The 24354-nt window shown below is 63.8% G+C and carries 24 protein-coding genes; 6 read left to right on the top strand and 18 right to left on the bottom strand.

Annotation, left to right across the window (positions count from 1 at the left end; all coding sequences use genetic code 11):
• Positions 1–154: 154 nt before the first annotated feature.
• The 3 genes from DKT70_RS12200 (at position 155) to DKT70_RS12190 (ending at position 2840) form a co-directional block, all read left to right on the top strand.
• Complete coding sequence (locus DKT70_RS12200) at positions 155–571, top strand: hypothetical protein (RefSeq protein WP_111559391.1); 417 nt, start codon at positions 155–157, stop codon at positions 569–571.
• 264 nt (positions 572–835) lie between these two features.
• Positions 836–1267, top strand: a complete 432-nt coding sequence (locus DKT70_RS12195) for a DUF2231 domain-containing protein (RefSeq protein WP_111559390.1) — start codon at positions 836–838, stop codon at positions 1265–1267.
• A gap of 25 nt (positions 1268–1292) precedes the next feature.
• Positions 1293–2840, top strand: a complete 1548-nt coding sequence (locus DKT70_RS12190; protein ID WP_233490552.1) for a PQQ-dependent sugar dehydrogenase — start codon at positions 1293–1295, stop codon at positions 2838–2840.
• 1004 nt (positions 2841–3844) lie between these two features.
• Here DKT70_RS12190 and DKT70_RS12185 read toward each other — a convergent pair.
• The 7 genes from DKT70_RS12185 to DKT70_RS12155 all read right to left on the bottom strand — a co-directional run bounded on the left by DKT70_RS12185 (position 3845) and on the right by DKT70_RS12155 (position 10492).
• Positions 3845–4141 carry a PRC-barrel domain-containing protein gene (locus tag DKT70_RS12185; protein ID WP_111559389.1) on the bottom strand — a complete coding sequence of 99 codons (297 nt, stop codon included), beginning with the start codon at positions 4139–4141 and terminating at the stop codon, positions 3845–3847.
• A gap of 267 nt (positions 4142–4408) precedes the next feature.
• Entirely contained in the window at positions 4409–5395 is a 987-nt protein-coding gene (locus DKT70_RS12180; RefSeq protein ID WP_111559388.1) for a methylenetetrahydrofolate reductase, read from the bottom strand.
• Positions 5392–6015: a methylenetetrahydrofolate reductase C-terminal domain-containing protein gene (locus tag DKT70_RS12175; RefSeq protein WP_233490551.1), complete on the bottom strand. Its 624-nt coding sequence runs from the start codon at positions 6013–6015 to the stop codon at positions 5392–5394. The genes DKT70_RS12180 and DKT70_RS12175 overlap by 4 nt, the downstream gene beginning before the upstream one ends.
• 3 nt (positions 6016–6018) lie before the next feature.
• A complete protein-coding gene (locus DKT70_RS12170; protein ID WP_199559586.1) occupies positions 6019–7650 on the bottom strand; it encodes an acyl-CoA synthetase in 1632 nt (543 codons plus the stop codon).
• Between the two features lie 4 nt (positions 7651–7654).
• Positions 7655–8455, bottom strand: coding sequence for an enoyl-CoA hydratase (locus DKT70_RS12165; RefSeq protein WP_111559386.1), 801 nt, complete (start codon positions 8453–8455; stop codon positions 7655–7657).
• Between the two features lie 191 nt (positions 8456–8646).
• On the bottom strand, positions 8647–9789 hold the full coding sequence (locus DKT70_RS12160) for a glycine cleavage T C-terminal barrel domain-containing protein (protein ID WP_111559385.1): 1143 nt from the start codon (positions 9787–9789) through the stop codon (positions 8647–8649).
• Positions 9790–9994: 205 nt separating this feature from the next.
• A complete protein-coding gene (locus tag DKT70_RS12155; protein ID WP_111559384.1) occupies positions 9995–10492 on the bottom strand; it encodes an Lrp/AsnC family transcriptional regulator in 498 nt (165 codons plus the stop codon).
• 296 nt (positions 10493–10788) lie between these two features.
• Between DKT70_RS12155 and DKT70_RS12150 the strand changes: the two genes are divergently transcribed.
• Positions 10789–11220, top strand: a complete 432-nt coding sequence (locus DKT70_RS12150; protein ID WP_111559383.1) for a DUF883 family protein — start codon at positions 10789–10791, stop codon at positions 11218–11220.
• Positions 11221–11260: 40 nt separating this feature from the next.
• On the top strand, positions 11261–11887 hold the full coding sequence (locus DKT70_RS12145) for a phage holin family protein (RefSeq protein WP_146612630.1): 627 nt from the start codon (positions 11261–11263) through the stop codon (positions 11885–11887).
• 36 nt (positions 11888–11923) lie between these two features.
• Here the strand turns inward: DKT70_RS12145 and grxD are convergent, their stop codons facing one another.
• The 3 genes from grxD to DKT70_RS18220 all read right to left on the bottom strand — a co-directional run bounded on the left by grxD (position 11924) and on the right by DKT70_RS18220 (position 12887).
• Positions 11924–12286 carry a Grx4 family monothiol glutaredoxin gene (gene grxD / locus DKT70_RS12140; protein WP_111559381.1) on the bottom strand — a complete coding sequence of 121 codons (363 nt, stop codon included), beginning with the start codon at positions 12284–12286 and terminating at the stop codon, positions 11924–11926.
• A 64-nt stretch (positions 12287–12350) separates the two neighbouring features.
• Positions 12351–12593, bottom strand: a complete 243-nt coding sequence (locus tag DKT70_RS12135; protein WP_111559380.1) for a BolA/IbaG family iron-sulfur metabolism protein — start codon at positions 12591–12593, stop codon at positions 12351–12353.
• A gap of 126 nt (positions 12594–12719) precedes the next feature.
• Positions 12720–12887 (bottom strand): hypothetical protein, encoded by a 168-nt coding sequence (locus DKT70_RS18220; RefSeq protein ID WP_199559585.1) that lies wholly within the window; start codon positions 12885–12887, stop codon positions 12720–12722.
• 200 nt (positions 12888–13087) lie between these two features.
• Between DKT70_RS18220 and DKT70_RS12130 the strand changes: the two genes are divergently transcribed.
• On the top strand, positions 13088–13600 hold the full coding sequence (locus tag DKT70_RS12130) for a superoxide dismutase family protein (protein ID WP_233490550.1): 513 nt from the start codon (positions 13088–13090) through the stop codon (positions 13598–13600).
• Positions 13601–13677: 77 nt separating this feature from the next.
• Here DKT70_RS12130 and DKT70_RS12125 read toward each other — a convergent pair whose 3' ends face one another.
• The 8 genes from DKT70_RS12125 to DKT70_RS12090 form a co-directional block, all read right to left on the bottom strand.
• The gene (locus DKT70_RS12125; protein WP_111559378.1) at positions 13678–14481 is read right to left on the bottom strand and encodes a hypothetical protein; all 804 of its coding nucleotides are present in this window, start codon (positions 14479–14481) and stop codon (positions 13678–13680) included.
• 8 nt (positions 14482–14489) lie between these two features.
• Positions 14490–15743, bottom strand: coding sequence for an MATE family efflux transporter (locus DKT70_RS12120; protein ID WP_111559377.1), 1254 nt, complete (start codon positions 15741–15743; stop codon positions 14490–14492).
• A gap of 4 nt (positions 15744–15747) precedes the next feature.
• Positions 15748–16566: a glycosyltransferase gene (locus tag DKT70_RS12115; protein WP_111559376.1), complete on the bottom strand. Its 819-nt coding sequence runs from the start codon at positions 16564–16566 to the stop codon at positions 15748–15750.
• Between the two features lie 121 nt (positions 16567–16687).
• The gene (locus tag DKT70_RS12110) at positions 16688–17923 is read right to left on the bottom strand and encodes a glycosyltransferase (protein WP_111559375.1); all 1236 of its coding nucleotides are present in this window, start codon (positions 17921–17923) and stop codon (positions 16688–16690) included.
• Between the two features lie 97 nt (positions 17924–18020).
• A complete protein-coding gene (locus tag DKT70_RS12105) occupies positions 18021–19565 on the bottom strand; it encodes a hypothetical protein (RefSeq protein WP_111559374.1) in 1545 nt (514 codons plus the stop codon).
• The gene (locus tag DKT70_RS12100; protein WP_111559373.1) at positions 19562–20581 is read right to left on the bottom strand and encodes a hypothetical protein; all 1020 of its coding nucleotides are present in this window, start codon (positions 20579–20581) and stop codon (positions 19562–19564) included. The genes DKT70_RS12105 and DKT70_RS12100 overlap by 4 nt, the downstream gene beginning before the upstream one ends.
• 19 nt (positions 20582–20600) lie before the next feature.
• Entirely contained in the window at positions 20601–23705 is a 3105-nt protein-coding gene (locus DKT70_RS12095) for a hypothetical protein (RefSeq protein ID WP_146612629.1), read from the bottom strand.
• A 12-nt stretch (positions 23706–23717) separates the two neighbouring features.
• Complete coding sequence (locus DKT70_RS12090; protein ID WP_111559371.1) at positions 23718–24326, bottom strand: response regulator transcription factor; 609 nt, start codon at positions 24324–24326, stop codon at positions 23718–23720.
• Positions 24327–24354 lie beyond the last annotated feature (28 nt).

Below are 24354 nucleotides of genomic sequence, written 5' to 3'. Positions count from 1 at the left end.
AGATTCATCCTCGACCCGATCCACCAGATGCCGGGACTGAACACCTAGGCTCCAGACCCATTGATTTCGTTTCTTTTGCATAATTCGGGGTTAGGGAGAGTGTCTCATTGACCAACAACTTGTTCTAGCTGACCGAAAGGCCGGGCTGCATGCCGTGGACGATGCCAAAGGGCGGCCGATCGGTTACTTCGTGATCGTTGGTCGGTTTGGTGATGACTCCGGCGCGGTGGTGTTGCCGGACAGTTTGGCGGAGGCTGGATGCCGATTGTCGGGGGGGGTTGATGCCGACCGGACCAAGGAATCGTCGAGGGATAAAGCAACGAGGGACTACATTGCGGGCCGCAAGTTCCGCAGGAAAGCCGTCGAAAGAGGTAGGAGTTCACACAAGGGGCGCAACAGAATTGAAATCATGATAGGACGCCTGAAGGGCTGGCTGATCATTGGCAAACAGATCCCCCAGACCGTTTCCCGATCCTTATCGTGCGCCGCAACCCGACATGACCTCTGCCCAGAAACCTTTCTCTTGGCAATCACCCTCGCCGCAACCGGTCAATTTTGGCCAGAAGTTTGAGGATACTGAGGCCGAGGCAAGCGATGTTGCCGATGGCCAATCAACCAATCGGTTAAATAGGTCATCCAAGGTTTCTTCGCGCCTGCATGCGGACACTGACCTGATGATGGCAAACGCGCATGCGAAATTCTACATTATCTTGATCACCCAGATCGCTTAGCGCAAAAGTTGATCCGAACCCATGCACGATCGGCCAGAAAGTCCGGAACAAACATTTGCAAGGCATCGTTGGCTCTCTATACGCAACTTGAGGAAGCATGACAGATGGCCGCCATTTATACGCATGAGCGCGAGGCCGGTGCCTATGCCGCCATGCCCGGACTGACGACACTGACGCATTTTTCGGCAGCGTTCTTCACACTGACGCTGCTGACGGATTTCTTCTACACGCAGACGATGCTGGTGATGTGGCAGGATTTTTCATCTTGGCTGCTGTTCTTCGGGCTGATCGCCGGAGGTTTGGCGGTGGTCTTGTGGCTGATTGGTCTGGTGATGCGGCGCATTAGTCCGGCTTGGGGCGGCGTGGTGTTGCAAGCGATCGTCCTTGCGATGGCCTTCGTCAACAGCCTGATCCATGCAGGCGACGGCTGGACGGCCATTGTCCCGTGGGGGATCGGAGTATCGGCGGTGACCTGCCTGCTGATGCTGATCGCCGCCCTTCTCAATCGCCGCGCGACCCGCGTCGCTTCCTATTGATGCCCCTGACAAGGATGATCTTCACATGACGAATTCGACCTATTCCTTGCAGCGAGTGGCACTTCTGGGAAGTGCCGCGGTGATCTTCGCAACCATGGGTGCGCCGACGACTGCCCAGGCACAGGATGATCAGTCTGGCGACTTTGATGTCAGCAGTCAGATCGGACCCGATCCCGTTCTGCCAGAGCCGGACTTCCTGAACCTTCTGCCAAGCGTCAAGGTGGCCGAGGTTGTCGGTTGGTCCGAGGGGCAGACGCCGGTCGTGCCCGAGGGCTTGACCATTGCCGCCTATGCCACCGATCTGGCCCATCCCCGCACCGTGCATACCCTGCCAAACGGTGATGTGCTGGTCGTCCAAGGGCGAGCCCCTGAAGGCAAGCCGAAATATCGTCCCAAGGATTACATCCGCGGCTGGATCATGTCGATCGCCGCCGGGGGCGGGGGCGGTGAACAGCCCGAAAGCAACCTGATCACCCTGCTGCGCGACACCGACCGCGATGGCGTGGTCGATGAACGGCACGACCTGCTGACCGACCTGCATTCGCCCTTTGGCGTGGCCTGGGTCGATGACACGCTTTATGTGGCCGAGGCGGACGAGGTCGTCTCCTATCCTTATGCTCTGGGCGAAACCCAAATCACCGCCGAACCGACCACGCTGGCCCCGTTGCCCGGCGGGCCGCTGAACCATCACTGGACCAAGGATCTGGCGCTGAGTCCTGATGGGACCATGCTTTACGCATCGGTCGGGTCTAACTCGAACGCCGGGGAAAACGGGATGGAAGCCGAGAAGGGTCGCGCCGCGATCTGGGAGATTGATCGCGACACCGGTGCGGCCCGGATCTATGCCTCCGGCCTGCGGAACCCGAACGGCCTGACCTTCAATCCTGACTCAGGCGAGCTGTGGGCTGTCATCAATGAGCGCGACGAATTGGGGCCGAATCTGGTGCCGGATTACATGACCTCGGTTCAAGATGGAGCCTTCTACGGCTGGCCCTACAGCTATTATGGCGACCACGTGGATGAACGCGTCCGTCCGGCACGCCCCGACATGATCGCCAAGGCCATAGCTCCCGATTATGCGCTGTCCAGCCATGTTGCGGCATTGGGGCTGATCTTCAGCAACGGCTCGGCGATGCCGGACGATTATGCGAATGGGGCCTTTATCGGTCAGCATGGTAGCTGGAACCGCGACGCCTTCAACGGGTACAAGGTTTCCTACGTGCCCTTCAGTGATGGTAAGCCCTCGGGCATGGCGCAGGACGTCGTGACCGGTTTCATAGATGGTGATAAGGCATATGGTCGTCCCGTAGGCGTCGGCATTGATGGCACCGGTGCGCTGCTGGTGGCCGACGACGCGGGCAATATGGTCTGGCGGGTTTCGTCAGCGGATGGGTCAGTCACGGAGAGCCCGATGGGCAGTGATCGCGCTGGCACGGCGCAAGCGGACGCATCGCAGGATCAGGCAGCGTTCGATCAAGCCGTTTCCCCGGCGGAAAGCGCCTTGGACGATACATCTGAAGTGACGGAACCTGCCGAAGCCGAAGAGGCCCAGTCTTCCGCGCCAGTCGAGTAGCAATCCAAGGCCCGGGGAATGGCAGATGCCTTTCCCTGGACCCGGCTTGGTGCGGTGACGACTAGTAGCAGTCTGGAGTGGGTTTAGGCTGACAAGCTGCCATCGAAAGGGTCTACTTGCCAAATCCGAAGCTCGTATATTGAACGAAATCATCGGGTCTGGAGCTTTGGAGGGCCGGAGTAACGTAGATACACAATTGGCTGATCGGTAACACCCCAGTGCTACTTTAAGCTGTCAGGCTTTGGGGATGGAAGTGATGTCTGCGTCATTTCTGTGCTAAACAGAGCCAGGAGCCATGTTAAGGTCTACAAGATTGCGGCTCAGTTGACAGCATCGACCGATATCTGGCCGGTTGAAGCATCGAAGCATCGAAGCATCGAAGCATCGAAGCATCGAAGCATCGAAGCATCGATGCCCTGTCTATGCGTTCCATACCTCGCAAATCGCCCGGTTCGCTCGGGATATCTCGGGTGATTTTCGCAACTGAGGATTCAAAATAAATACGGGTTTGACAAGGTTTCAAAATTCGTTTCAGCGATGAATGCCGGTTCGAGTCCGGCCGCCTTCACCACACTCTGGATGCTGCCGACATGTGTCCAAGAATGATGAGGGTTTGACGGCGCCTTAGTTTGACGGCGCCGTCTAGGCATTGAAAGCTGATTTCTGCGAAGCAAGACATTACGGCATAATATGTGTTGCCTCCATCGCTGCGCTTTCAATAAATGGAATAGCTTTGTTCTGTCTGAAAATGGCTAAGGGGAAGCCTGTTTCGGCACCTTCTGCGGGCTTTCGAACTTCAGACATTCAGGTCGATGAAAGCCTTTTCGCCACCTACCTGAAACGCACAAATTGACGAACCACTGCCTATCGAAAATCGATGATGATCTTATCATCAAGCTCCTGATCCTTCGAACTGGACGTTGCAAAATTACAGGGCCGTGAGAAGCAGGAAATATGCCTCTGCCCGCGAAAATACTGTTCGCGGGCAGAGCAGAAGCAAAAGATCAGTCGCGATGCTCTGGCATCGATTTCAATTCATCTTTGGTCCAGTTGCAGACCGCATGAACTTGGCGGTTCTCGTCGCGCATCAGGTCCAGCTGGGTAACGGGAACTAGGACCGGTTTCGCGCCGATTCCCAAAAAACCACCCACGTCGATCACGACCTGAGCGCCTTGCCCTGTCCCATGAGTGTGCGAGATCGTGCCGACGGTTTCGTCACCGGGTCCATAAACGGTCGCACCGGTCAGGACGGCTTCTGTATATTCGGAAACATCCAGACGAGTGTGCTGTGCATGGTCCATGATATGCTCCTTGCTTGTTGTGTGAGTGAAAAACGCATGCGTGAGGCCGGTGTTCCATCAACTTAAATTGGTCAAAGGCTTGGGGAACGCGATTGCCCGAACCGGTTTCGCGGCGGATACCGGCAGGCGACGCATTGAGAGAAATTGCCAAGCAGCCCTGATCCGGTACAGTGGCATCGCGAAACACCATGTCTCACGTCCTGTCGCGCAGCCGCTGTCCGGGGCACAGGCACCACCAAAGGCGACGCATTCCGTTCCGCGCAAGGCTCAGTCCGACAAATGATCCTGTCGCACGCCGGACTGGGCGATAATTTCCGAAACTAGATGCTCGCGCCGATAGGCCATGACATGGACGCCGCTGACGCCTGCGATCTGGCGGATCTGCTGGATCAGTTCGATGCACAGGCGCTTGCCCTCTTCGCCGGGGTCGGTGGCCCTCTCCATCCGGGCGATCACGGCGTCGGGGATATGGACGCCGGGAACGTGGTTGCGCATCCAGCGGGCAGCCTTGGCCGAGGCCAAGGGGCCGACGCCCGCCAGGATGAACACTCGCTTGTCCAGGCCCAGGTCGCGCACGCGCGCCATGAAGCGTTCGAAGGTCGGAATGTCGAAGATATAGTTCGTCTGGATGAAATCCGCCCCCGCCTCGACCTTTTTCGCCAAGCGATCGGGACGCCAGTCCAAGGGGGTGATGCAGGGGTTTTCCGCCGCGCCCAGAAACATCCGCGGCGGGCTGGTGATGCGGCGGCCCGACAGGAAGACGCCGTCGTCGCGCATCGTGCGGATGGTGCGCAAAAGCGAGATCGAGTCCAGATCGAAGACCGGGCGCGCGCCAGGCTGATCGCCCACGCCCACCCCATCACCGGTCAGGCACAACACGTTGCGCACCCCCATCGCCGCCGCGCCCAGCACGTCGCCCTGGATCGCGATGCGGTTCCGGTCCCGGCAGGATATCTGATAGACCGTCCCGATGCCCGCACGTGTCAACAGGGCCGAAATGCCGATCGAGGACATGTGGCAATTCGCCCCCGACGCATCGGTCGCGTTGATCGCGTCGGCGACTTGGGCCAGCGGACGCGCGGCTGCGAACACATCGGCGGGGTCAGCGCTGTCGGGCGGGTTCAATTCGGCGGTGACGGCGAAACGGCCTTGGCGCAGCACCCGTTCCAACCGGCTGCCCGATACGTGGCCGGGGGGTGGCGGGTCATAGGACGGCTGCCAGGGGGCGAGATCGACGGGCGGGTTGCTGTTCATCGGCGCGGCTTTCCATCGGCGGCCGGACGCGGCTCGGGCGCCAAGGGGGCTGCTGAAGGTTCATGGGCGCGGGCCTGGGAAAAGGCGCGGGCCATGGTGCCACGCGGCGCATCCGTCGGGCCGGTCGGACGCACGGCCTTTTCGCGCACCACGCGCAGCCATGATGACGACCCCTCCAGGCTGCGGTCGACGGGCGGCTGGACGTCGTTGATGCGGGCACCGTCCCGCATCCGGGCAGCCCCCTCCCAGGCCATCACCCAGACGCAGTGCATCTGGGGATCGACCTCGCAGAAGCCGCCGGGACGCACGCCGCCGCAAGGACCGTTCCGCAGGTTCTTGGGACAATTCATCGGACAGGACATGCCGGTCGAGGACAGCACGCATTGCCCGCACATCCGACAGTCGAACAGCAAACCCTTGGTCAGCTTTTCGACTGCCGCCACGGGGCGTTCCAGCCGGTGATATCCGATGCGCCGGAACAGCGGGTCCAATGCGACCAGAGCCGCCTCGAACCGGACATAGACCCATTCGAAGGTGCGCGCGTGGCGGACGGCAAAACGGCGGATGCGATACATGCTAAGCGCCACGCCGCAGAGGCCCGCCCGATGGGCACCGATCACGCATCATGTCGCCACGCTCAGCTGCCGGGCCTGCTCTCGCAGAACGAATTTCTGGATCTTGCCTGTCGATGTGCGCGGGATGGACGAAAAGACGATCCGTGCCGGCATCTTATAGGGCGCCAGATTGGCACGGCACCAGATCAGCAGGGCGGCCTCGTCCACCTGCCGGTCGGGGACCAGTTCCACGAAGGCGCAGGGCCGTTCGCCCCATTTCGGGTCGGGCATCGCCACGACCGCGCAGACGGCGACGGCAGGATTGCGATACAGCGCTTCCTCGACCTCGATCGACGAGATATTCTCGCCGCCCGAGATGATGATGTCCTTGGACCGGTCCTTCAGCTGGACATAGCCGTCGGGGTGGATCACACCCAGATCGCCCGAATGGAACCAGCCGCCGGCGAATGCCTTTCGCGTGGCCTCGGGATTGCGGAAATAGCCCTTCATCACGACGTTGCCGCGAAACATGACCTCGCCGATGGTCTTTCCGTCGCGGGGCACGGGGCGCATCGTGTCGGGGTCCAGCACGTCCAGCCCTTCCAGCGGCAGATAGCGAACGCCCTGACGCGCCTTCAGCGCCGCCTGTTTGGCGGGCGGCAGGGCCGACCAGCCGTCATGCCATTCGTTGACGACCGCCGGGCCATAGGTTTCGGTCAGACCGTAAAGATGGGTCACCGCGAAGCCCGCCGCCTGCATGTCGGCCAGCACCTTTTCGGGCGGCGGCGCGGCGGCGGTCATGAAATGGACGCGGCGGTCCAGATCTCGCCTGATACCCGGCGCCGCCCCCAACAGCAGCGACATGACGATCGGCGCGCCGCACAGATGCGTGACGCCGTGACCCTCCAGCGCCGCCCAGATCGGTTCCGCCCGCACCTGGCGCAGGCAGACATGGGTGCCGATCACCGCCGACATCGTCCAGGGAAAGCACCAGCCGTTGCAGTGAAACATCGGCAGCGTCCACAGATAGACAGCATGCCGGCCCATCGCCGTCGTCAGCACGTTGCCCTGCGCCAGCAGATAGGCGCCGCGATGATGCGACACGACGCCCTTGGGATCGCCCGTCGTCCCCGAGGTGTAGTTGATCGAAATCGCGTCCCATTCGTCATCCGGCATCACCCACGCGAAATCGGGATCGCCGCCGGCCAGAAAGGCTTCGTATTCGTCCCCATCCGCGACTCCCGCCCATTCCGGATCGGCGCTGGACACGACCAACGGTGTCACGCGGGTCAGCGCCAAGGCCTGGCGCAGCAGCGGCAGGAATTCGGTATCGACGATCACCACGCGCGATCCGGCATGATCCAGCTGAAAGGCGATGGTGGCGGCGTCCAGGCGCGTGTTGATCGAATGCAGGACCGCGCCGCACATCGGTACGCCGTAATGCACCTCCAGCATGGCTGGCACGTTGGGCAGCAGGACCGACACCGTGTCGCCCCGCGCGATCCCCGCCCGTGTCAGGGCCGATGCCAGCCGTCGCGACCGGTCATAGAATTCGCGATAGCTGCGGCTGATCCCGCCATGCACGATCGCCTTGTGGTCAGGAAAGACGCTGGCCGCGCGTTCCAGGAAGGTCAGCGGCGTCAGCGGCTGGTGGTTGGCCGGATTGCGATCCAGATCGGTGTTGTAGGGGTTCGCACCCATGATCCTAACGATCCTGCCATTCGGGGCTGCGCTTCTCGATGAAGGCGCCCATGCCTTCCTGGGCGTCGCGTGCCAGCATGTTGCGGACCATCACGTCGGATGCGTGGTCATAGGCCTGCGCCAGCGTCATATCCAGCTGGTCATAGAAGGCGCGCTTGCCCACGGCCAGGGTCATGGCCGATTTCGACGCGATGCTGGCGGCCATATCCATGGTCGTCCGGCGCAGTTCGGCGGCGGGGACGGCGCGGTTGATCAGCCCGATCTGGGCGGCGCGGGCGGCCGGGGTCATATCGCCGGTCAGCAGCATCTCGATCGCGTGTTTCGGGGCCACGTTGCGCGACAGGGCGACCATGGGGGTGGAACAGAACAGCCCGATATGGACGCCGGGCGTGCTGAAGCGCGCGTCGTCGGCCGCAATTGCCAGATCGCAGCTGGCCACCAGCTGGCAGCCGGCGGCGGTGGCGATGCCGGTGACTTCGGCGATGACGGGCTTGGAACAAGCCACGATGGCCTGCATGACTGCGGAACACAGCGCCATGATCCGCGCGAAATAGGCCTGGCCGCCATCGGGGGCGGCGCGCGCGGCGGTCAGCTGCTTCAGGTCGTGGCCCGCGCTGAAGGCAGGGCCATTCGCGGCCAGCACGACCACCCGCACCGCCGCATCGGTATCGGCCCGGGCGATGGCTGCGCCCAGTTCCTCCAGCATCTCCTCGGACAGGGCGTTGCGGCGGGCGGGGTCGTTCAGGGTCAGGCGCAGGATGCCCGTTCCGTCCAGGTCTTGCAGAAGGATCGGTTCAGCCGACATGGGTGCCTCCGGTATGCTGCGGGTCAGGGGTCTTCAACGGTGCCACGACGCCCTTCGGGTCTGCCTTCGATGCGGCGCCGCGGGCGACGTTATCTGCAGACATTGCGGGAAAAAAGCCAAGCGCCATGCGTTGCCGTTCAGGCGGGTTCGACGGGTCTGCCATGGTCCTGGCTCCTTTCGGGTCATGCGGTTCAGGCGGCGGCGATGGACTTCTTGGGGTCGTAGAACGGCTGTTCGACGATGGTGGCGGCCATCACGCCGGTGCGGGTCTGGACCTGAACGCTGGCGCCCAGATGGGCCGCGTCGACCACCAACATAGCCAGCGCGATATTCTGTCCAAGTCGCGGCGAATGGATGGCCGAGGTAACCTTGCCCACGGTCCGTCCGTCAAGGGTCACGGGCCAGAAGGTGGTGTTCGGACCCGACAGCGGTTCGCCCTCGATCACCAGTCCGACCTGACGGCGGGCCGGACCTTCGTCCCTGATGCGGCGCAAGGCGGCCTTGCCGATGAAATCGACCTCGGTATCCAGGTTCACCAGCCGGTCCAGTCCCAACTCATACGGGTTGGTGTTGATGTCGGCATCGGCGTGATAGGATAGCATCCCCCCCTCGATCCGGCGGATCGATGACGTGTGCCCCGGTTTCAGACCGATGGGGCCGCCGACGGCCATGATCTTTTCCCACAATTCGTCCCCGCGACTGCTGTCCTGCAGATACAGTTCGTATCCCAGTTCGCTGGACCAGCCGGTCCGCGACACGATCAGCGGAATGCCGTCAAGTTCGACCTGCCGCAGCCAGTAATAGCGCAGGTCCATGATGGCGTCGCCGAACAGTGCCCGCATCACCTGTCCCGATTTCGGCCCCTGCAGTTGCAAGGGCGATACGTCCGGTTCCCTGATCGTGACGTCCATTCCCGAATGCACCGCGACCCCCTGTGCCCAGAGCAGGATGTCACTGTCCGCCAGCGAGATCCAGAAATGGTTTTCCGCCAGGCGCAGCATGATCGGGTCGTTCAGGATGCCGCCCTGGGCATTGGTGATCAGCACGTATTTGCACTGTCCGACCGCCATCTTGGACAGATCGCGCGGCGTCAGCAGTTGGGCAAAGCGCGCCGCGTCGGGGCCGGTAATCTCGACTTGGCGTTCGACGGCCACGTCGCACAGGATCGCGTCGTTGATCAGGTTCCAGAAGTTCTGGACCGGGTCCCCGAAGTCGCGCGGGATGTACATGTGGTTATAGACCGAAAACCCCGTGGCGCCCCATCTGACTGTCGCGTCGAAATAGGGGGATTTGCGGATCTGCGTGCCAAAACCGAAATCTTGCGTCTGTGTCATCTGTCGTCTTCTTTCGCGCAACATGGGCCGAAGCAGGCCGGGGATGATGGGACCGATGACGGGATCTAAGCGCGGATTTCGTGACATCGCAGGCTGAAATCGCATCGGGATGCGCCCGGACGGTCTGTTCTTGCCGGGTAGTTCGGACCGTTCGGTCAACTGGCCTCAGACGGTCCAGCGCTGGACGCGGTCCCTGCAAGGGCGCTCAATCCTGCGCGGCGGTCTGGCGCAGCAATCCGACGATATCCGGCTGCGCGGACTTGACCTGCCGGGTGACGATATAGGTCATGTAGCGCTGGATCCCCAGTTCGGCCTCCAGCATGGCTTCCATCAGCGCCTGAAAGGCCGCCAGGTTCGGGGTAAGGACATTGAGGACGTAATCCATCCCGCCACCCGTCGCGATGCACTCGGTCACCTCGGGCAGGGCGCGGATATGGGTTTCGAAACGGTCGAAATCGACCTTGCGATGCAGGGCCAGCGATATCGTCACGATGACCTGCGAAAAGCTTCCGATCCGTTCCAGTGCTATATCGGCATGATATCCGCGGATCAGGCCCGCCACCTTCAGCCGGGTCAATCGTGCCAGACAGGGGGTGGGCGACAGGTTGACGATTTCGGCCAGTCGCGTCTTGCTGAGCTGACCGTGGTTCTGGACGGCTGCAAGGATGCGGATATCCGTCGCATCAAGACCAATCCTGCTCATGTCTCATCCCCCCATGTGGACAGCCGCCCGTCAGCCAATCCTTGTGGATCTTGTGTCGATGTGGTGCGTCCGTCCTGCCTGCCATTTTGGCATTATCAGCACGCCGTGCCGGATTTGTGCAACGGGCTTCGTGATCCGGGGTGGCCCTGCAACCGCCAGGCGCGCGCGGCTCGCGCTTGGGACGTGTCGGAATATCCGTGGCTGTCGACAAAGATTTTTAATCCGGTCGGGAACAATCATCCTGGGCATTTGTTTGTCCAACGAAGGTGAAACGACACCGATGAAAGGAATTTACCATGGCAAATTCGACCTCCGCCGACGACGTCAAGCGTGACGCAGCAGCCGCCGCACAGGAAGCCAGGAACGACCTGAACCAAGGTGCGCGCAAGGTGCAGAACGACGTTCGGGACACCGTGAATGACCTTGCCAACAATTCGGGCGTGGATCGTCTGGCGCAGCGCGGTTCGGAACTGGCCAATGACGCGGTCGAAGCGGGACGCAACTATGCCGACCGCGCCCGTGAAACCGGCCAGGAATATGCCGAGCGCGCACGCCTGGAAGCTGAGCGTCTGTACGACGCAGGTCAGCAGAAGGCCCACGAAGCCGCAATCTACGCCGAGGAGCGTTATGACGAAGTGTCCGAAATGGTTCGCCGCAATCCGGCGCAATCCTTGGGCATCGCGGCGGGCGTCGGCTTCCTGGTCGGCCTGCTGATCGCGCGTCGCTGAGCCGCAGATGTTTGATTTTGCCCGCAATGCAAAACTCGCTTTGACGGACAAGGCCCGCCGTGCGGCACTGAAAGGTGTCGCCGGTGTGGTCTCTGCCGTGGGCATCGGTTTTCTGGTCGCGGCGCTGTGGTCCTATCTGGCGACCGAACTTGACTGGGGTGCCGCCTTGGCGTCGCTGGCCATCGGTGGTGGCTTTTTGGTCATCGCGCTGGTGCTGATCGCAATGTCATCGCGTGAAAAGCACAAGATGCCCAGTTCCGATGATCTCAAGAAAGAGGTCGAGGCACGGGTCTCGCTTGCCACCGATGCCGCTGTCACCCGCGCACGTTCCGAGGCCGAGAAGGTTGTCGCCACGGTCGAATCCAAGGCGCATTCGCTGATGGACGAGGCAGGGTTTCGCGCGGTCAAGCTGGCCAACGATACCGAACGCCGGGTCTTTAGCACGGTGCGGGACACGGCAACGTCCTTGGGGCTGTCAACAAAGAATATCCAGTCGGCACAGCGTTCGACGGAAAAATTTGTGCAGCAGGCGCGTCAAAGCTCGAACAGCAACGCCGGAAGCATGGCCAAGCTGATCGGTGCCTTCGCGGTTGGTATTACCTTGGCTGCCAAAGTGCAGGAAAGCCGTCGAAGCGATATCTATCACGATCCGGACGACGTGATCTGACAAAAAAAGGGCGCCCTTGCGGCGCCCTTTTTCATATCAGGCGTTTGCTTCGCGAATCTTGTCCGCCGCGACCTGATCATATTCGATGCCTTTCTGCGCGAACAGCTGGTCCAGCTCACCCGACAGGGTCATCTCGGTGATGATGTCGCAGCCACCGACGAATTCACCGTTCACATACAGCTGCGGGATCGTCGGCCAGTCCGAGAAATCCTTGATGCCCTGACGCAGGTCCTGATCGGCAAGGACGTTCACGTCCTGAAACGACACGCCCATATAGTTCAGCACCCCGGCAACCCGGCTGGAAAATCCGCATTGCGGCATTTCCTTGGTGCCCTTCATGAACAGAACCACCGGGTTCGTGTCGATGATTTCCTTGATATTCGTGGTCACGTCGCTCATTTGCGCAATCCTCTTGGTCGCGGGCCCCTTGCTCGAAGGGCCGGAATTCGGGGCAGGGGCCGCCTCAGGCGGGTGCCTTGGTGGTCAGCGCCAATGCATGCAGCGCACCGGCCGGGCCATCCATCTTGCCTTGCAGCGCGGCATAGACGGCACGCTGTTGCTGGACCCTGTTCTGGCCGCGGAAGCTTTCATCGATAACCTCGGCGGCATAGTGGTTTCCGTCGCCGGCCAGATCGGTGATCGTGATCTTCGCATCGGGAAATGCGGCCTGGATCAGGGCTTCGATGTCATGGGCTTCCATCGCCATCGGGTGTTCCTTCTGTCATTCGTGTCAGATGTAGGGGATGGCAATCCGCCTCGCAAGGCCATGCGAAAGGCCGCGCCCCGGTTTGGGGCACGGCCTTGTCATCATCGTGCGGATCGGTGGGTGTGATCAGTTCATGCCGCCAAGGGCACCCGCCGTCCCACCGACAACCGCCCCCACGGGTCCGGCGACGATTGCACCGCCCACTCCACCGGTGGCGGCCCGTTCCGTGGTGGTATCACCGCAGGCCGACAGGGTCAGGATGGCGGCGGTCAGTCCAAGGGTCACGAAGCGCATGGTCAAATCCTTTGATCGGGGAATGTTTACTTTACAGATTGACGCCGAAACCGGGGCAAAGTTCCCGTTTTGGCGCGTGATCTGACGGAAAACAGCATCTTGGGGTTGTCTGTTGATTGGCTGCGGCGCCCGGGGGATGGAACATCGTCCGTCCCGCGCCGTTGAATGGGCAGAACCAATACAAAACACAGGATGACATGATGACCCGTCTGAAAACAGCCACCCTTCTTGCCATTCTTGCCGCCGGTCCGGTGATGGCGGCCGAACCCGCACCACTGTCCGCCGATCTGGCCGATGGTGAAGGCAATGCCCGTGGCACGGTCGAGGCGACCGAAACGCCTTCCGGTATGATGCATGTCAAGATCCAGCTGATGGATGTGCCCGAGGGCATCTATGGCGCGCATTTGCATGAAACCGGCCTGTGCGAAGGCCCTGAGTTCAAAAGCGCCGGTGGCCATTTGGCCCAGGAGGGTGAAGACCATGGCGTCTTGTCGGAAAACGGCCCCCATATCGGTGACATGCCCAATGTCCATGTCCCCGAGAACGGAGCCATCACGATCGAATATTTCATCCCCGAACTGGGCGCAGACCTGATTTCGGATGATGACGGCACGGCCTTCATGCTGCACGCGCAGGCCGATGATCTGACCTCGCAGCCGTCGGGCGACGCGGGCGACCGGATGCTCTGCGGTGTTCTGGCCGAAGCCAGCTGATCCGGGACGCGACTTCCGCGCGGCGGGGCATTTCGCCCTGCCGTGCGGGCTTCGCGGGCCATCAATGGCCCGCGCCTTCAAAATCCGACATACCAGCCGATCTGAATGCCGGGCTGTACCGTCAGGCGGTCATGATCCTGCTGCCAACGATAGTCCGATTGCAATCGCGCGGATGCGAAGATCTCACCGGTAGGCAAGGGGCGGCGCAGCTTGATGCCTCCACCCAGGACAAGCTTGTTGTTATAGTCATTCCCGTCCAGATCCCATGCCATGTCGACATCAAGGAATGGCGATATCAGCAGATCCGTGCGCCCCAATGTCAGGTCGCGGGACAATTCGCCCCCCATCGTCAGCACCAGGTTCCGGTCCCCATCCTGCAGGGATCCCGGATAGGCCAGCGTGCCATAGCTTTTCAGGACCGTCCCGCGCATTGACAGTCCCCACATCCGCTGCCCCGGTTCGGCCTCGCGATAGCGATAATAGTAATAATCCAGCGCCGCCCTCAGCCCCTGCTGGCGCAGACCTGTGTCACGTTCACGGGCCCAGTCATGGCGCAGGCTGAGCGTGACGTTCAGTGCGGGGGTCACCTGACGCGACCATGCCAGCCCGATGCCGATCTTGGAGGTGCTGTTATAGCCGTATCCTGCGGAATCCGTGACAGCATTGCCCAAGGCAAAGACCGTCACCCTGTCCTTGGTGGTCCGGTACAATGTCCGGTCGATCTTGCCCCAAGCCTCGCCGAAAGCATTGCCGTCATCATGGGCTTGGTTGGAATTGGGCAGGCGCAGGATTCCCCCAGTTGCGCCGGTCCAAGGCTTCTCCTGGCTCGATGCCGGGGTGGCATTCACAAGCAGGATGGCCAGCAGGGCAAAAAGGCGCATTACTCCAATCATGGTTGAATCCCCGTTGCTGTGGGTTGTGGGTGCTGTGATCGTCCGGGCAACAGCAGCATCACGACCAAGCCCAGTGCTGTGACGCCTTGGGCGACCAGCTTGGTGATCAGGAACCCTTCCAACGTGGCATGGGGCAAGGCGATTATGGCCAGCCCCTGGCACGCGGCTCCCGCCGTCAGAACGGCCAGGCCGCGCCAGTCACCCTGCGCCAACATCAGCGTTGCGGCCATGTAGCCGAAGGTGAACAGCGCCGCCGCCGCCGAGGCCATGCCAAGGCCGGTCGCCGCCGCCGCATATTGCGGTCCGACCAGGGCGTTCAGCACCCATGTCGGAAAGACGGTCGCGGCCAGAAGGCAGGTTGCCGCTACGGCCCCGGAAAGCAGGATGATGGGTTGGATTGCCGGACCCAGTGCGGCACCTTGGGCCCGCGCCAGCGCAACGGCTGGCAGCAGCACCGAGGCGAGACCGAAACAGGCATAGAATTGCACCCGCTGGAACAGGCACAGCGCGGCGACCAGTCCCGTCTGATCCGCCGGAAGAACCAGCCAGGCCAGCAAGACATCCGCGTCCAGCGCGCCCAGCTGGGCCGCCTGCAGGGCCACAAAGGGAAGCGATGCGACCACCAACCGGCCAATCGACAGATTGGCCGGTGCGTGGCGGCGCATCGCGGGCATGACCACGGTGCGGTCCAGAACCAGCCACGCGGCCCCGATCGACAGCGCCAATGCCAGAACGACGCCCCCCATGCCCAAGCCGGCCTGCCACGCCAGCACCGCGCCCAGCAGCCGGAACAGCATCTCGGCCTGGCCCGACACGACGATAGGGACCGCCTGCATCCGACCCAAGGCCAGTCCGCGCAGGATCGACAGCGGCATGGCCACGGGCAGCGCCATGAACAGCAGGACCCAAGGCGCAGCATCGCGCCCCTGAAGCGCCAGCCAGGCGGCCGCCCCCAGGATCGACAGGATCAGGCCGGGCAGCAGGGCGCGGCGGGACAGACGCGCCAAGGCTGCCTCTTGCGCGGCGCGGCGGTCGGGGGCGGCGTCGGCCATCTGGTGGCTGGCGGCCATGCGCAGGGCCTCCAGAAGGCCCATCCCGCCCAAAAGGACCGTCAGGCAGGCGGCCAGAAGGGCGAAGTCGGTCGGGTTCATCCAGCGCCCGAACAGCATGTTGAAGACCAGGTTGCCCAGGTTCGCCAGGTTCGAGGACAGGAAGATCAAAAGGGCGGTCGATGCGGCGGGGATGCGCATGGCGTCAGGCCGCCCTGCCTTGGGGCCGCGACGGCGCCAGGCGGTTGCGCCCGATCAGCCGCAGCATCAGCAAGCCGCTGGACAGAACGGCGCGGCTGGTGACCTTGGAACCGGCAACCTCGTGCCATTGGGTCAGGGGCAGTTCGAAAAAGGCCTCGCGCGGGGTGGCCCAACGGTTTGACAGCCGGGCGAACAGCTCGACGTCAAACAGCCAGCCGCTGTCGAAGGGGCGGGCAAGGGCCGCGCGCAGATCGTCCGAATTGCGCATCAGCTTGGCGCCGCACTGGCTGTCGCCTACAGACAGGCCGATGGCCGCGCCCGCCAGCGTCGCGCAGATGCGTGAAATGATCCGCCGCATCGCGCTGCGCTGGATGCGGTGGCCCAGCAGCGCCCGGCGCGACCCAAAGACCATCTGCACTTCGGGCAGGCGGATCATGACCCGGCGAAAGTCCTCGATCGCGTCCAAGGGCGTCGAAAGGTCCGCGTCCCAGTATCCCACCAGATGGGCGGCATCCGGCCCGGTGCAGGCTTGCAGAAGGCCTTGGCGGACGGCCTCGGCCTTGCCTTGGTTGCGGGACAGGGGCAGAACGCGAACCCGCCCGGGCGCGGCGGCGGCAAGGCGCTGCAACACCGACAGCGTGGCGTCGCTGCTGCCGTCATCGACGCAGGTCAGGCGCAGCCCCGGCGTGGCATCCAGGGCGCCCAGCAGGGCATCGATGTCCAGACGGCGTTCTTCGTTGAAGCAGGGGATGACGATGTCCAGCGATAGGATCACGGCAGGCTGGACGGCGCGCGACGGGGTAATGATCGGAAGCATCTGCATGGCGACTTTCCTTGGCGGGTGGCTTTCATCCTTGTCGCCGATTTCGGGTCATCGCTCTTGGTCGCGTCAGGTAAGGTCGGACGGGCATCCGCAGAGGTCCTGCCCGTCCGCATCGGGGAAATTAACCTTTCGGACAGCTGCCCTGCTGTTCGCTCAGACAGGCGGCCGATCCGTTGGGTTGCAACGCGATCATGCGTCGGACGTGATAGGCGGCGACATCGGCGATGGGCATCTGGGCGGATGCGGCCAGGTTGCTGTCGGCCAAGGCCTGTGCCGAATCGGCATCGGTCAGCATGCGGGCGATCGCGCGCGCCATGTCGGCCGCATCGCCGGGCGTGAAATGCGCCCCGTCCAGGCCTTCGTCGCGGCAGACATCGACGAAATCGCCGATATGGGGAAAGACGGGCACGGCCCCCAGGCTGGCGGCTTGGTGCAGCACGCCCGAACTGCCCGTCGTGGCGGAATAGTCAAAGACCGCCAGCCGGGCCTGACCGAAGAAATTTTCGATCTGGTCTTCGGGAAGATAGCCGTGGAACCGCACACGCGGATCATCCCGGCGCGATGCCGCAATGCCCGCGACATATCCCGGCGTCGCGGGATGATCGCCGCCGCCGATATGCAGTTCGACATCGGCAAAGCCAGCGCGTTGCCGCAGGATGTCGAACGCCTCCAGCAGGGTCTCAAGCCGCTTGTAGGTTCCGAACTTGCCCATGGTGACGATGCGCGGCGGGCGTGAGGAAAGGGGCGCGGGGCGGCGGGGCGCCTGCGCGAAGGTGCCATGCGGCACCAGATCGACGCGCGCCTGCGGATACCGCGCCCCCAGCAGGTCGCGATAGCTGCGCAGCGTGACGGTGGTATAGCTGGCGGCCAGCATGGCGCGGGTCACGACCGCCGCTCCAGCCCGGACGACGGCCTGGCGCAGGCGCTGGCCCTGCAGCTGGGTCTTGTCCAGGTCCATTCCCGCCAGGATGTTGTGCGCGATGACCCCACTGGGCCGTCCGATGCGCGCAAGGGCCGGGGCCAGCAGGCCTAAGGCCGCCGGAATTTCGCGGTCGCCGAAGCTGCCCATCTGCAGGTTCCAGATGACACCGTCGGGCGCCTGTTGCGACAGGCTTCGCAACAGGCATGGCGCGGCACCTACGCTGTTGAACCGCCAGACCCGCTTCAGGGTCAGGTTCGCCGGCAGATCGGTGGGGTCCAGATCTGGCGTTCCGTCCTCCAGCTGGTCGGCCAGCACGACCAGTTCCGCGACATCGGGGTGTTTGGCCAGCGCCAGCGCAAGGTGCCAGCCATATTCGTTCAGGCTCTGCCGTCCCGGTGGGAAGGCAGTCACCAGGGCAAGTCGGATGCGGGGCATGACATCGGCCTTTCTGCTGTCAGCAAATACGCCTGTTCATACGCCCCTGCGTTGTATCACGCTCGGTCTCCTGTGCATCGGCAGGCGGTGCATCGGGTCATTCGGCTATGCTTTCGGATTGGGTCGCGCTGAAATGGCGGCGCAGGACGTCGGCCGCCGGCTTGTCGCGACCGTGGATGTCCACCATCCCGTAAGCGGCCTGCCTTTTGCGGATCAGGGGATTGGCGCCGACCGCACCGGGATCGACCTGGACGAAATCTGTCAGCGTCCAGACCATCACGGCATCGGCGGGCCGGGGCGCGTTCAGCAGGGCGTCCAGCCGCGCCTCCAGCGCCTCGGCCTGGGCCGTCTCGGATGCGGGCCACCCTAGGATCGCGTCATAGGAGGTATAGCCGATCTCGGTCACCAGGACCGGCTTGTCGCCCGCCGCCTGCCGCGCCGCCTGCAGGCCCGACAGGCTTTCGCCCGGTTGGGTGTAATCGTGATAGCTGATCGCATCCAGCAGCGGCGCCAGCACCCCCACATAGCGCGCCGAGGACCAGCCGACGGTCACCGGCAGATCGGGCGCCAGCAGCCGGACCTGGAACAGCATGGTCAGCAGCCAGCCCTCGACCTGGCCCTGGCCGTGGGTCTCGAAGTCCAGGTCGGGTTCGTTCTTCAGGTCGATCATGGCGACATTGCCCTTGGCGGCAAGGATCGGCAGGACATTGGCCAGCATCACGGCATCGCGCCCCCACAACCCGCTGCGATAGCCGGGGCGCTGGTCGAACAGCGTGGGCACGACCTGCAACCCCTCCAGCCGGGCCAGGTCCAGCAGGCGGGCCAGATCACGCAGCGCGTCCGAGGGATCGGGCGCGGTGAAATCGTCATAGGTCAGGAAGACCCGCACCGATCTGCCGCCCAAGGCGCGGATGCGGGCGAAATCGGTCCGCACCTGCGCGATGTCGAAATTCGGCCAGAATTTCCGCCAAGGCCGGTCGGCGGGGAAATAGTTCAACCCGTTGCCAAGCGCCGGATGGCCCGGTCGCAGGGCGGGCAGCGACGCCGGCTGGCCCGCATCGCGGCGATACTGATAGACGCGCCAGCCGTTGCTTTCGTTCATCAGGGTGACCACGCCTTCGTCCCATGTGACCTCATGGTGCAGCAGGGTGCTGTCCGAGGCGATATGGCGCGACACCCGCATCCTCAGCCTTGCCTGGAAGACCGATCCGTCGCGGTGGAAGAAGGTCGGCTCGGCGGTGATCGAGAGGACCGCCATGCGTCCGCCCCCGGCCTGGGCATCCGCCACCGAAAGCCGCGCCCGCCCAAGTGCCACGCCGCTGAAGGCATCGGCCAGCAGGTCGGGATCGCCCGCGTCCTGCGCCACCGTCAGCAGCTGCCACGCGGCGGTGATCGCGCGGCCGATCTGGACCGCATCGCCTTCGGTCAGGGGACGCGCCAGGCCTGCGCGGGGGGCCTGCCAGTCGACCATGTCGCGCGCCTCCGGCACGGGCGTCACGGCCTCGGCCAGATAGCGATGGGTCACCTCGCGCTCCTCCAGCTGGCGATAGACCTCGGCGGTCGCGCCAAGCGCGGCCCACAGACCGGCCACGAAGACCAGCGCGGCCGCGACCTGCGCGGCGATCCTGACGCGCCGGGTCATTCGCTGGCCTCGATCGGGACGGGCGGGGGCAGGCCGGGGGCGACCCGACGGCGTTCAGACAGCCCCGGCAGATCCAGCTGCAGGGTCATCGGACCCAGGCCCGCTGGCCTTGGCAGCTGCAGTTCGACCTGGCCATCCCGCAGCCAGCCAGTCGCGGCGCCGTCAACGGTCGTCACACGGACTGGGGTGCCATCGGGCATCAGGTGTCCGTCCTGGGTGCCGACGGGGCCTACGCGCAGGACCGTCAGATCCAGGTCCCCAAGGGACCAGGCCGCAATGGGCGGGGCGGGCAGGGGAACCACCCGCCCGAAATCGATCGGCGCGACAGGCCCCTGCTGCGCCCCAAGCGCCAGCCGCGCATCCTGTGTTCCCTGCATGTCGCGGGGCACCAAGACGGTCTGCGCGCGACCGGCCAGGGTCATGGGCGTTGCAAGCGCTGCCCCATTTGCGCCCAGCATCGTCAGGTCCAGCGCGATCCCGTCGGGGACGACGTTCCCATGAGGGTCTGTCAGGGGCAGGCTTTCCAGCTGCAGCAGGTCCAGCCGGGCCAAAGGCTGTTCGGGGGGCCGGATCTGGGGGATCAGCGCGGACAGATCCGCCGTCACCGCCAGATCGGCGGGCGGGCTTTGGCGATTGCCGATTTGGGCACCCACGGTCATGCGGCGCGCCTTGGGAGGCGGCAGGTGCAGGATATCGGCGATGCCGTTCCGTGTCCGTTGGTCGGGCAACGTGCTGTCCGGCATGCTGAAGGTCGCGATCAGCCCATCGCGGACAAGGTTGCCGTGCTGGTCCAGACCCAAGGCGACCAGATGCGCCCTGTCACGCCCGGCCACCAGCAGCTTCGGCCCCGCGAACAGCAGGACGGTGGCCGGATCGCCGGGCTCTGCCGGTGCGCCGCCCGTGGGGGCATCCGTCCATGCCGCGCGATCGGTGCCCAGAAGCCGCGTTGGCAATATGCCGAAGCCGTCGGTGATGACCGGTTCGGCCGCGGCGGGAACGGCCAGCAGGATCATCATGCATAGGGATCGCATCATCTTAGAACACCGGATCATGGGTCATCGTCGAGACATGCAGCCGCAGCCCTCCATATCCCGGCACCGTGACCGGCAGGTCGGGGGGCGGGGCGAGGGTCAGGTCGGCCTGCTGGTTGCTGCCGTTCACCACGATCTGGGGCGCGGTCAGGCGGTCGATCACCCTGATCGAAGATCGCAGAGGCAGCACCACGCGGAAAGGGGCGCTTTGGCCGGGATGGATGTTTTCCTCCAGAAAGCCGGGTTCGACCCAGATGGGCTGGCCGTCGGCGCCCGAAAGCTCTGCCGTGATGCGGATCAGTGCGGCGGATTGCGTGCCCGTGTTGGTCGCAAGCCCCGTCAGGACATGACCATCCGCGCCGCGCGCGACGCGCAGCCCAGACAGCATGATGCCGGGATAGAGGTCCTGGCCAGTCGCCAGCGCCCGCGCCTGCAGCGCCGCGCGTTCCGGCGCCTGATCAAGCACCGGGGGAAGATAGATGGCCGGGTCGTAATCTCGCCCCGCATGATCCAGCGGCGGCACGCCTTCGAAATCGATGCGGAAGCCCGCGCTTTGGCCGGGCATCAATCGCTGGCCACCCGCCAGCCCCGCCGCCTGATGCGACAGGATGCGTTTGCCGGCCAGCATGTCGCCGAACAGGCTGGTCAGCGCGGGTTCGCTGTCGGCATTCCAGATGCGGCCCAGCAGGTGGAAGCGCCCTTTGTGCTGGACCAGCACGGCCGATGGCACGACGATGCGAGGCCGGTCCAGGCGGTCGCGATGCAGGTCCGTCTCGATCCGCGGCTGGCGCCGGCCGGTCAGGTTCCAGGCCACCTCGGCCAGGCGGGTCAGGCGTTCGGGGCTTTGCTGGGGGCGCAATCCGCGCGGCAGCAGGTACCACCCGTCATCCCGCCGCACCGCGCGCATGGCGATCTTCTGTTCGTGGGTGTCGAGCGCGCTGAGCCAATTCAGTTTGACCTCGAAATCGGCGATGTCCTCGCTGCGCGGGCCGGGGATCAGCCGGATGTAGGTCAGCTTGGCATAGGAGGCGACCAGCCCCCCCTTCCAACGCCAGCCAAAAAGCGCCGCCTGAAAGCTGGGGCGGGTTTCTGGGTCAAGACGCCCCCAAGCCTCTTCGAACCGCCTGAAATCCAGATCCTGGAAATAGCGGGTGATCACGTATTCCGGTCCGTCCGGTGGTCGCAGGTGGCGCTGAAGTGCCATGCCCCCGGTGATGATCAAGGCCACCGCCAGCACCGCCCCCATGCGCAACGACCAGCGCACCAGCCGGGGATGGCGAAATTCGGCCGGGTCCGGCGGTGGGGCCACGGGCAGCGTCCCCGCGGATCCGAACCCGCCCCGCAGCGCTTGGCCCAGAAAGATCGCCGCCGCCAGCATCAGGGCGCCCGGCGGCAGTACCCCCCAGAGGATCGTGTCGGTGGGGCTCATCTCTCGGCGCGGCTGGACGGGTTCAAGGGCGGTGACATCGGCCCGTTCCCAGACCGTGACACCGTTCTGCAGCCGGTTCAGCCGTGTCCACCCTGTAAAGAACAGCAGCGGGTCATAGAATTCGTCGTTCGAGAAAACGTATTTCAGCCGATAGCCGTCCGCATTGACCAGGAACTGTTGCAGGGACCCCAGGCCGGGGACGCCAAGATATTTGGCATTCTCAAGCCGTTCGACGGAAAACCGGGTCATGTCGGGCAGGCGGCGGGCCGAGTGGTAATTGCCATCCACCGATTGCGCCGTCGTCATGGCGGAAACATAGGCGAACTGGTCGCCAAACCCCAAGGTCAGGTATCGCCAGCGATCATGTTCGTCGCTGGACATGAAGTTCGCGATGGGGTCCGGTTCGATGAAACGGGGCTGGGTCGGCTGAAACACGGGCAGAATGGCGGCCCCGACCGCGATCGAGACCATGGCCGCAAAGCCTCCGCCGATGATGACGCGGTGCATTCCCCGCCCGAAGGCGTCGCGCAGGGCGTCGGCTCCGCGACCATGCATCAGGCTGGCCACCAATCGCCCGCCGAAGGGCAGGATCAGGATGCTGGCCCAGAAGGTGAAGCGGTCCAGAGTCAGGATATCGAAGGCCCCGCCCAGCAGCTTGCGCGGCAGCTCGGTCGTGCCGCCGGTGCCCAGCAGGGCACAAAGCAGGATCGAAAACCCCAACGGCCACATCCGTCGCCCCCACAGGCGCAGGATGACATAGGGCAGGAACAGGATCGACAGACCCCAGGGAAGCACGAAGAAGATGAAGCCCAGGTTCGGCCGCGCCAGGAAGTTCTCGCGGCTGCCATGGGGGATGGGCACCTGGGTGATGGGGTCGCTGAACGACCAGCTCCAATAAGGCCAGACGGTGATGGCGATGGCCGACAGCATCAGCACCGCCAGAAGAAGGCCGCGCAGGATGGGTCTGATCAGGCGGGTCAGGCGGTGGATGGGCCGGCGCGCCGGGTGCATCACGCCGACATCCAGCAGCGCCCGGACCCCCAGCGGCAGCACGAAAAGCGCGCCGCCGAAGATGGTCGTGACGTGATGACAGGCCGTCGTGGCCGATGCAAAGATCACGGCCCCCGCCAGTTGCGTCGTGCCCCCTTGCAGGATCCAGCGATAGGCAAAAGGCAGGCCGTTCAGGAAGACGCCCAGCGAAAATATCGTCGGCAGCTGTCCAAAGAGATGCACCGTTTCCGATATCGAAGACGCGATGACCAGCAGGATCGCCGCATATCCCGCAGGGACCGGTCCCACCCACAGCTTGGCAAAGCGGAAGACACCCGTCGTCAGCAACAGCACTCCGGCCAGCATCACCACCACGAAGGCGGCCCGCAGCGGCATCACCTGCATCAGCGCGGCGATCGCCATATGCGTGCCGGGTGGATAGGAGGTGGTGGCAAAGCCCGTGTACCAGCGCGGCTCCCACAGGTCGAACCAGCTGCGGTGATAGCTGTCGGCAAAGAACATGTGGATGAAGGCGTCATAGGTGTTGGCATGGGTAAATGGCAGAAGCCCGCCGTGAAACAACACCGCCCCCGCCAGCGCGATCATCAGCAGCCGCGTCGCAATGCTGTCATCGGACAGCGTCAGCCGGGATCGGGGCAAAGGTGCGAGCTGGCCGATGGATAGGGTCATGTGGCCTTGATATCAGCCCAACAGGTGTCGGTCGCGTGCGATCATAGCGGCCTGGGTGCGGTTCTTGGCATCCAGCTTGCGGCACAGCGTCTTGACGTGCAGCTTGATCGTGACTTCGTGCAGACCCAGATCGCGCGCGATATCCTTGTTGGAGCGTCCTTCGCTGAGCCCCCTGAGAACCTGCGTTTCGCGCGTCGTCAGATCACCGACCGACTGTTCGTCCGATTTGTCAAGGAAGCCGTAGGGGACGAAGACCTCTCCTGCGGCGATTAATGAAATCGCAGAGGCCATCGACTTGGCACCGATGGTCTTGGGCAGAAAGCCACGCGCCCCCGCTGCGATTGCGCTGCGCGCGATAGCGCTGCTGGCGGTGCCCGACAGGATGGCGACCGGGCATGGTCCGACCAGCCTCTGCACCCGTGCCAGTCCTGCAAGTCCGTTCATGCCCGGCATGTCGTAATCCAGCAGGATCAAGTCGAAGCCCGTTGGATCGCCCCGTAAGGCCTGTTCTGCGGCGTCCACATCCCCGACCTCGGTAATGGGACCCAGGCCTTGGGTGGTCAGGAACATGACCAGCGTTTCGCGGATCAGGTCATGATCGTCTGCAAAGAGGATCTTCATGTCGGGCAACCTTTGCGACTGGTAAAGT

The organism is Paracoccus sediminilitoris, from assembly GCF_003259195.1.
Taxonomy (GTDB): Bacteria; Pseudomonadota; Alphaproteobacteria; order Rhodobacterales; family Rhodobacteraceae; genus Paracoccus; species Paracoccus sediminilitoris.
The sequence above is the reverse complement of the archived record's forward strand: the minus strand, read 5'-3'. Positions and strand labels throughout refer to the sequence as shown.

Excerpts from the sequence above, each read along its gene's own strand:
- DKT70_RS12195 (WP_111559390.1), top strand. The coding sequence starts at position 836 with ATGGCCGCCATTTATACGCATGAGCGCGAGGCCGGTGCCTATGCCGCC.
- DKT70_RS12190 (WP_233490552.1), top strand. The coding sequence starts at position 1,293 with ATGACGAATTCGACCTATTCCTTGCAGCGAGTGGCACTTCTGGGAAGT.
- DKT70_RS12185 (WP_111559389.1), bottom strand. The coding sequence starts at position 4,141 with ATGGACCATGCACAGCACACTCGTCTGGATGTTTCCGAATATACAGAA.
- DKT70_RS12180 (WP_111559388.1), bottom strand. The coding sequence starts at position 5,395 with ATGAACAGCAACCCGCCCGTCGATCTCGCCCCCTGGCAGCCGTCCTAT.
- DKT70_RS12170 (WP_199559586.1), bottom strand. The coding sequence starts at position 7,650 with ATGGGTGCGAACCCCTACAACACCGATCTGGATCGCAATCCGGCCAAC.
- DKT70_RS12165 (WP_111559386.1), bottom strand. The coding sequence starts at position 8,455 with ATGTCGGCTGAACCGATCCTTCTGCAAGACCTGGACGGAACGGGCATC.
- DKT70_RS12160 (WP_111559385.1), bottom strand. The coding sequence starts at position 9,789 with ATGACACAGACGCAAGATTTCGGTTTTGGCACGCAGATCCGCAAATCC.
- DKT70_RS12155 (WP_111559384.1), bottom strand. The coding sequence starts at position 10,492 with ATGAGCAGGATTGGTCTTGATGCGACGGATATCCGCATCCTTGCAGCC.
- DKT70_RS12150 (WP_111559383.1), top strand. The coding sequence starts at position 10,789 with ATGGCAAATTCGACCTCCGCCGACGACGTCAAGCGTGACGCAGCAGCC.
- grxD (WP_111559381.1), bottom strand. The coding sequence starts at position 12,286 with ATGAGCGACGTGACCACGAATATCAAGGAAATCATCGACACGAACCCG.
- DKT70_RS12135 (WP_111559380.1), bottom strand. The coding sequence starts at position 12,593 with ATGGCGATGGAAGCCCATGACATCGAAGCCCTGATCCAGGCCGCATTT.
- DKT70_RS18220 (WP_199559585.1), bottom strand. The coding sequence starts at position 12,887 with ATGCGCTTCGTGACCCTTGGACTGACCGCCGCCATCCTGACCCTGTCG.
- DKT70_RS12130 (WP_233490550.1), top strand. The coding sequence starts at position 13,088 with ATGACCCGTCTGAAAACAGCCACCCTTCTTGCCATTCTTGCCGCCGGT.
- DKT70_RS12125 (WP_111559378.1), bottom strand. The coding sequence starts at position 14,481 with ATGCGCCTTTTTGCCCTGCTGGCCATCCTGCTTGTGAATGCCACCCCG.
- DKT70_RS12120 (WP_111559377.1), bottom strand. The coding sequence starts at position 15,743 with ATGCGCATCCCCGCCGCATCGACCGCCCTTTTGATCTTCCTGTCCTCG.
- DKT70_RS12115 (WP_111559376.1), bottom strand. The coding sequence starts at position 16,566 with ATGCAGATGCTTCCGATCATTACCCCGTCGCGCGCCGTCCAGCCTGCC.
- DKT70_RS12110 (WP_111559375.1), bottom strand. The coding sequence starts at position 17,923 with ATGCCCCGCATCCGACTTGCCCTGGTGACTGCCTTCCCACCGGGACGG.
- DKT70_RS12105 (WP_111559374.1), bottom strand. The coding sequence starts at position 19,565 with ATGACCCGGCGCGTCAGGATCGCCGCGCAGGTCGCGGCCGCGCTGGTC.
- DKT70_RS12100 (WP_111559373.1), bottom strand. The coding sequence starts at position 20,581 with ATGATGATCCTGCTGGCCGTTCCCGCCGCGGCCGAACCGGTCATCACC.
- DKT70_RS12095 (WP_146612629.1), bottom strand. The coding sequence starts at position 23,705 with ATGACCCTATCCATCGGCCAGCTCGCACCTTTGCCCCGATCCCGGCTG.
- DKT70_RS12090 (WP_111559371.1), bottom strand. The coding sequence starts at position 24,326 with ATGAAGATCCTCTTTGCAGACGATCATGACCTGATCCGCGAAACGCTG.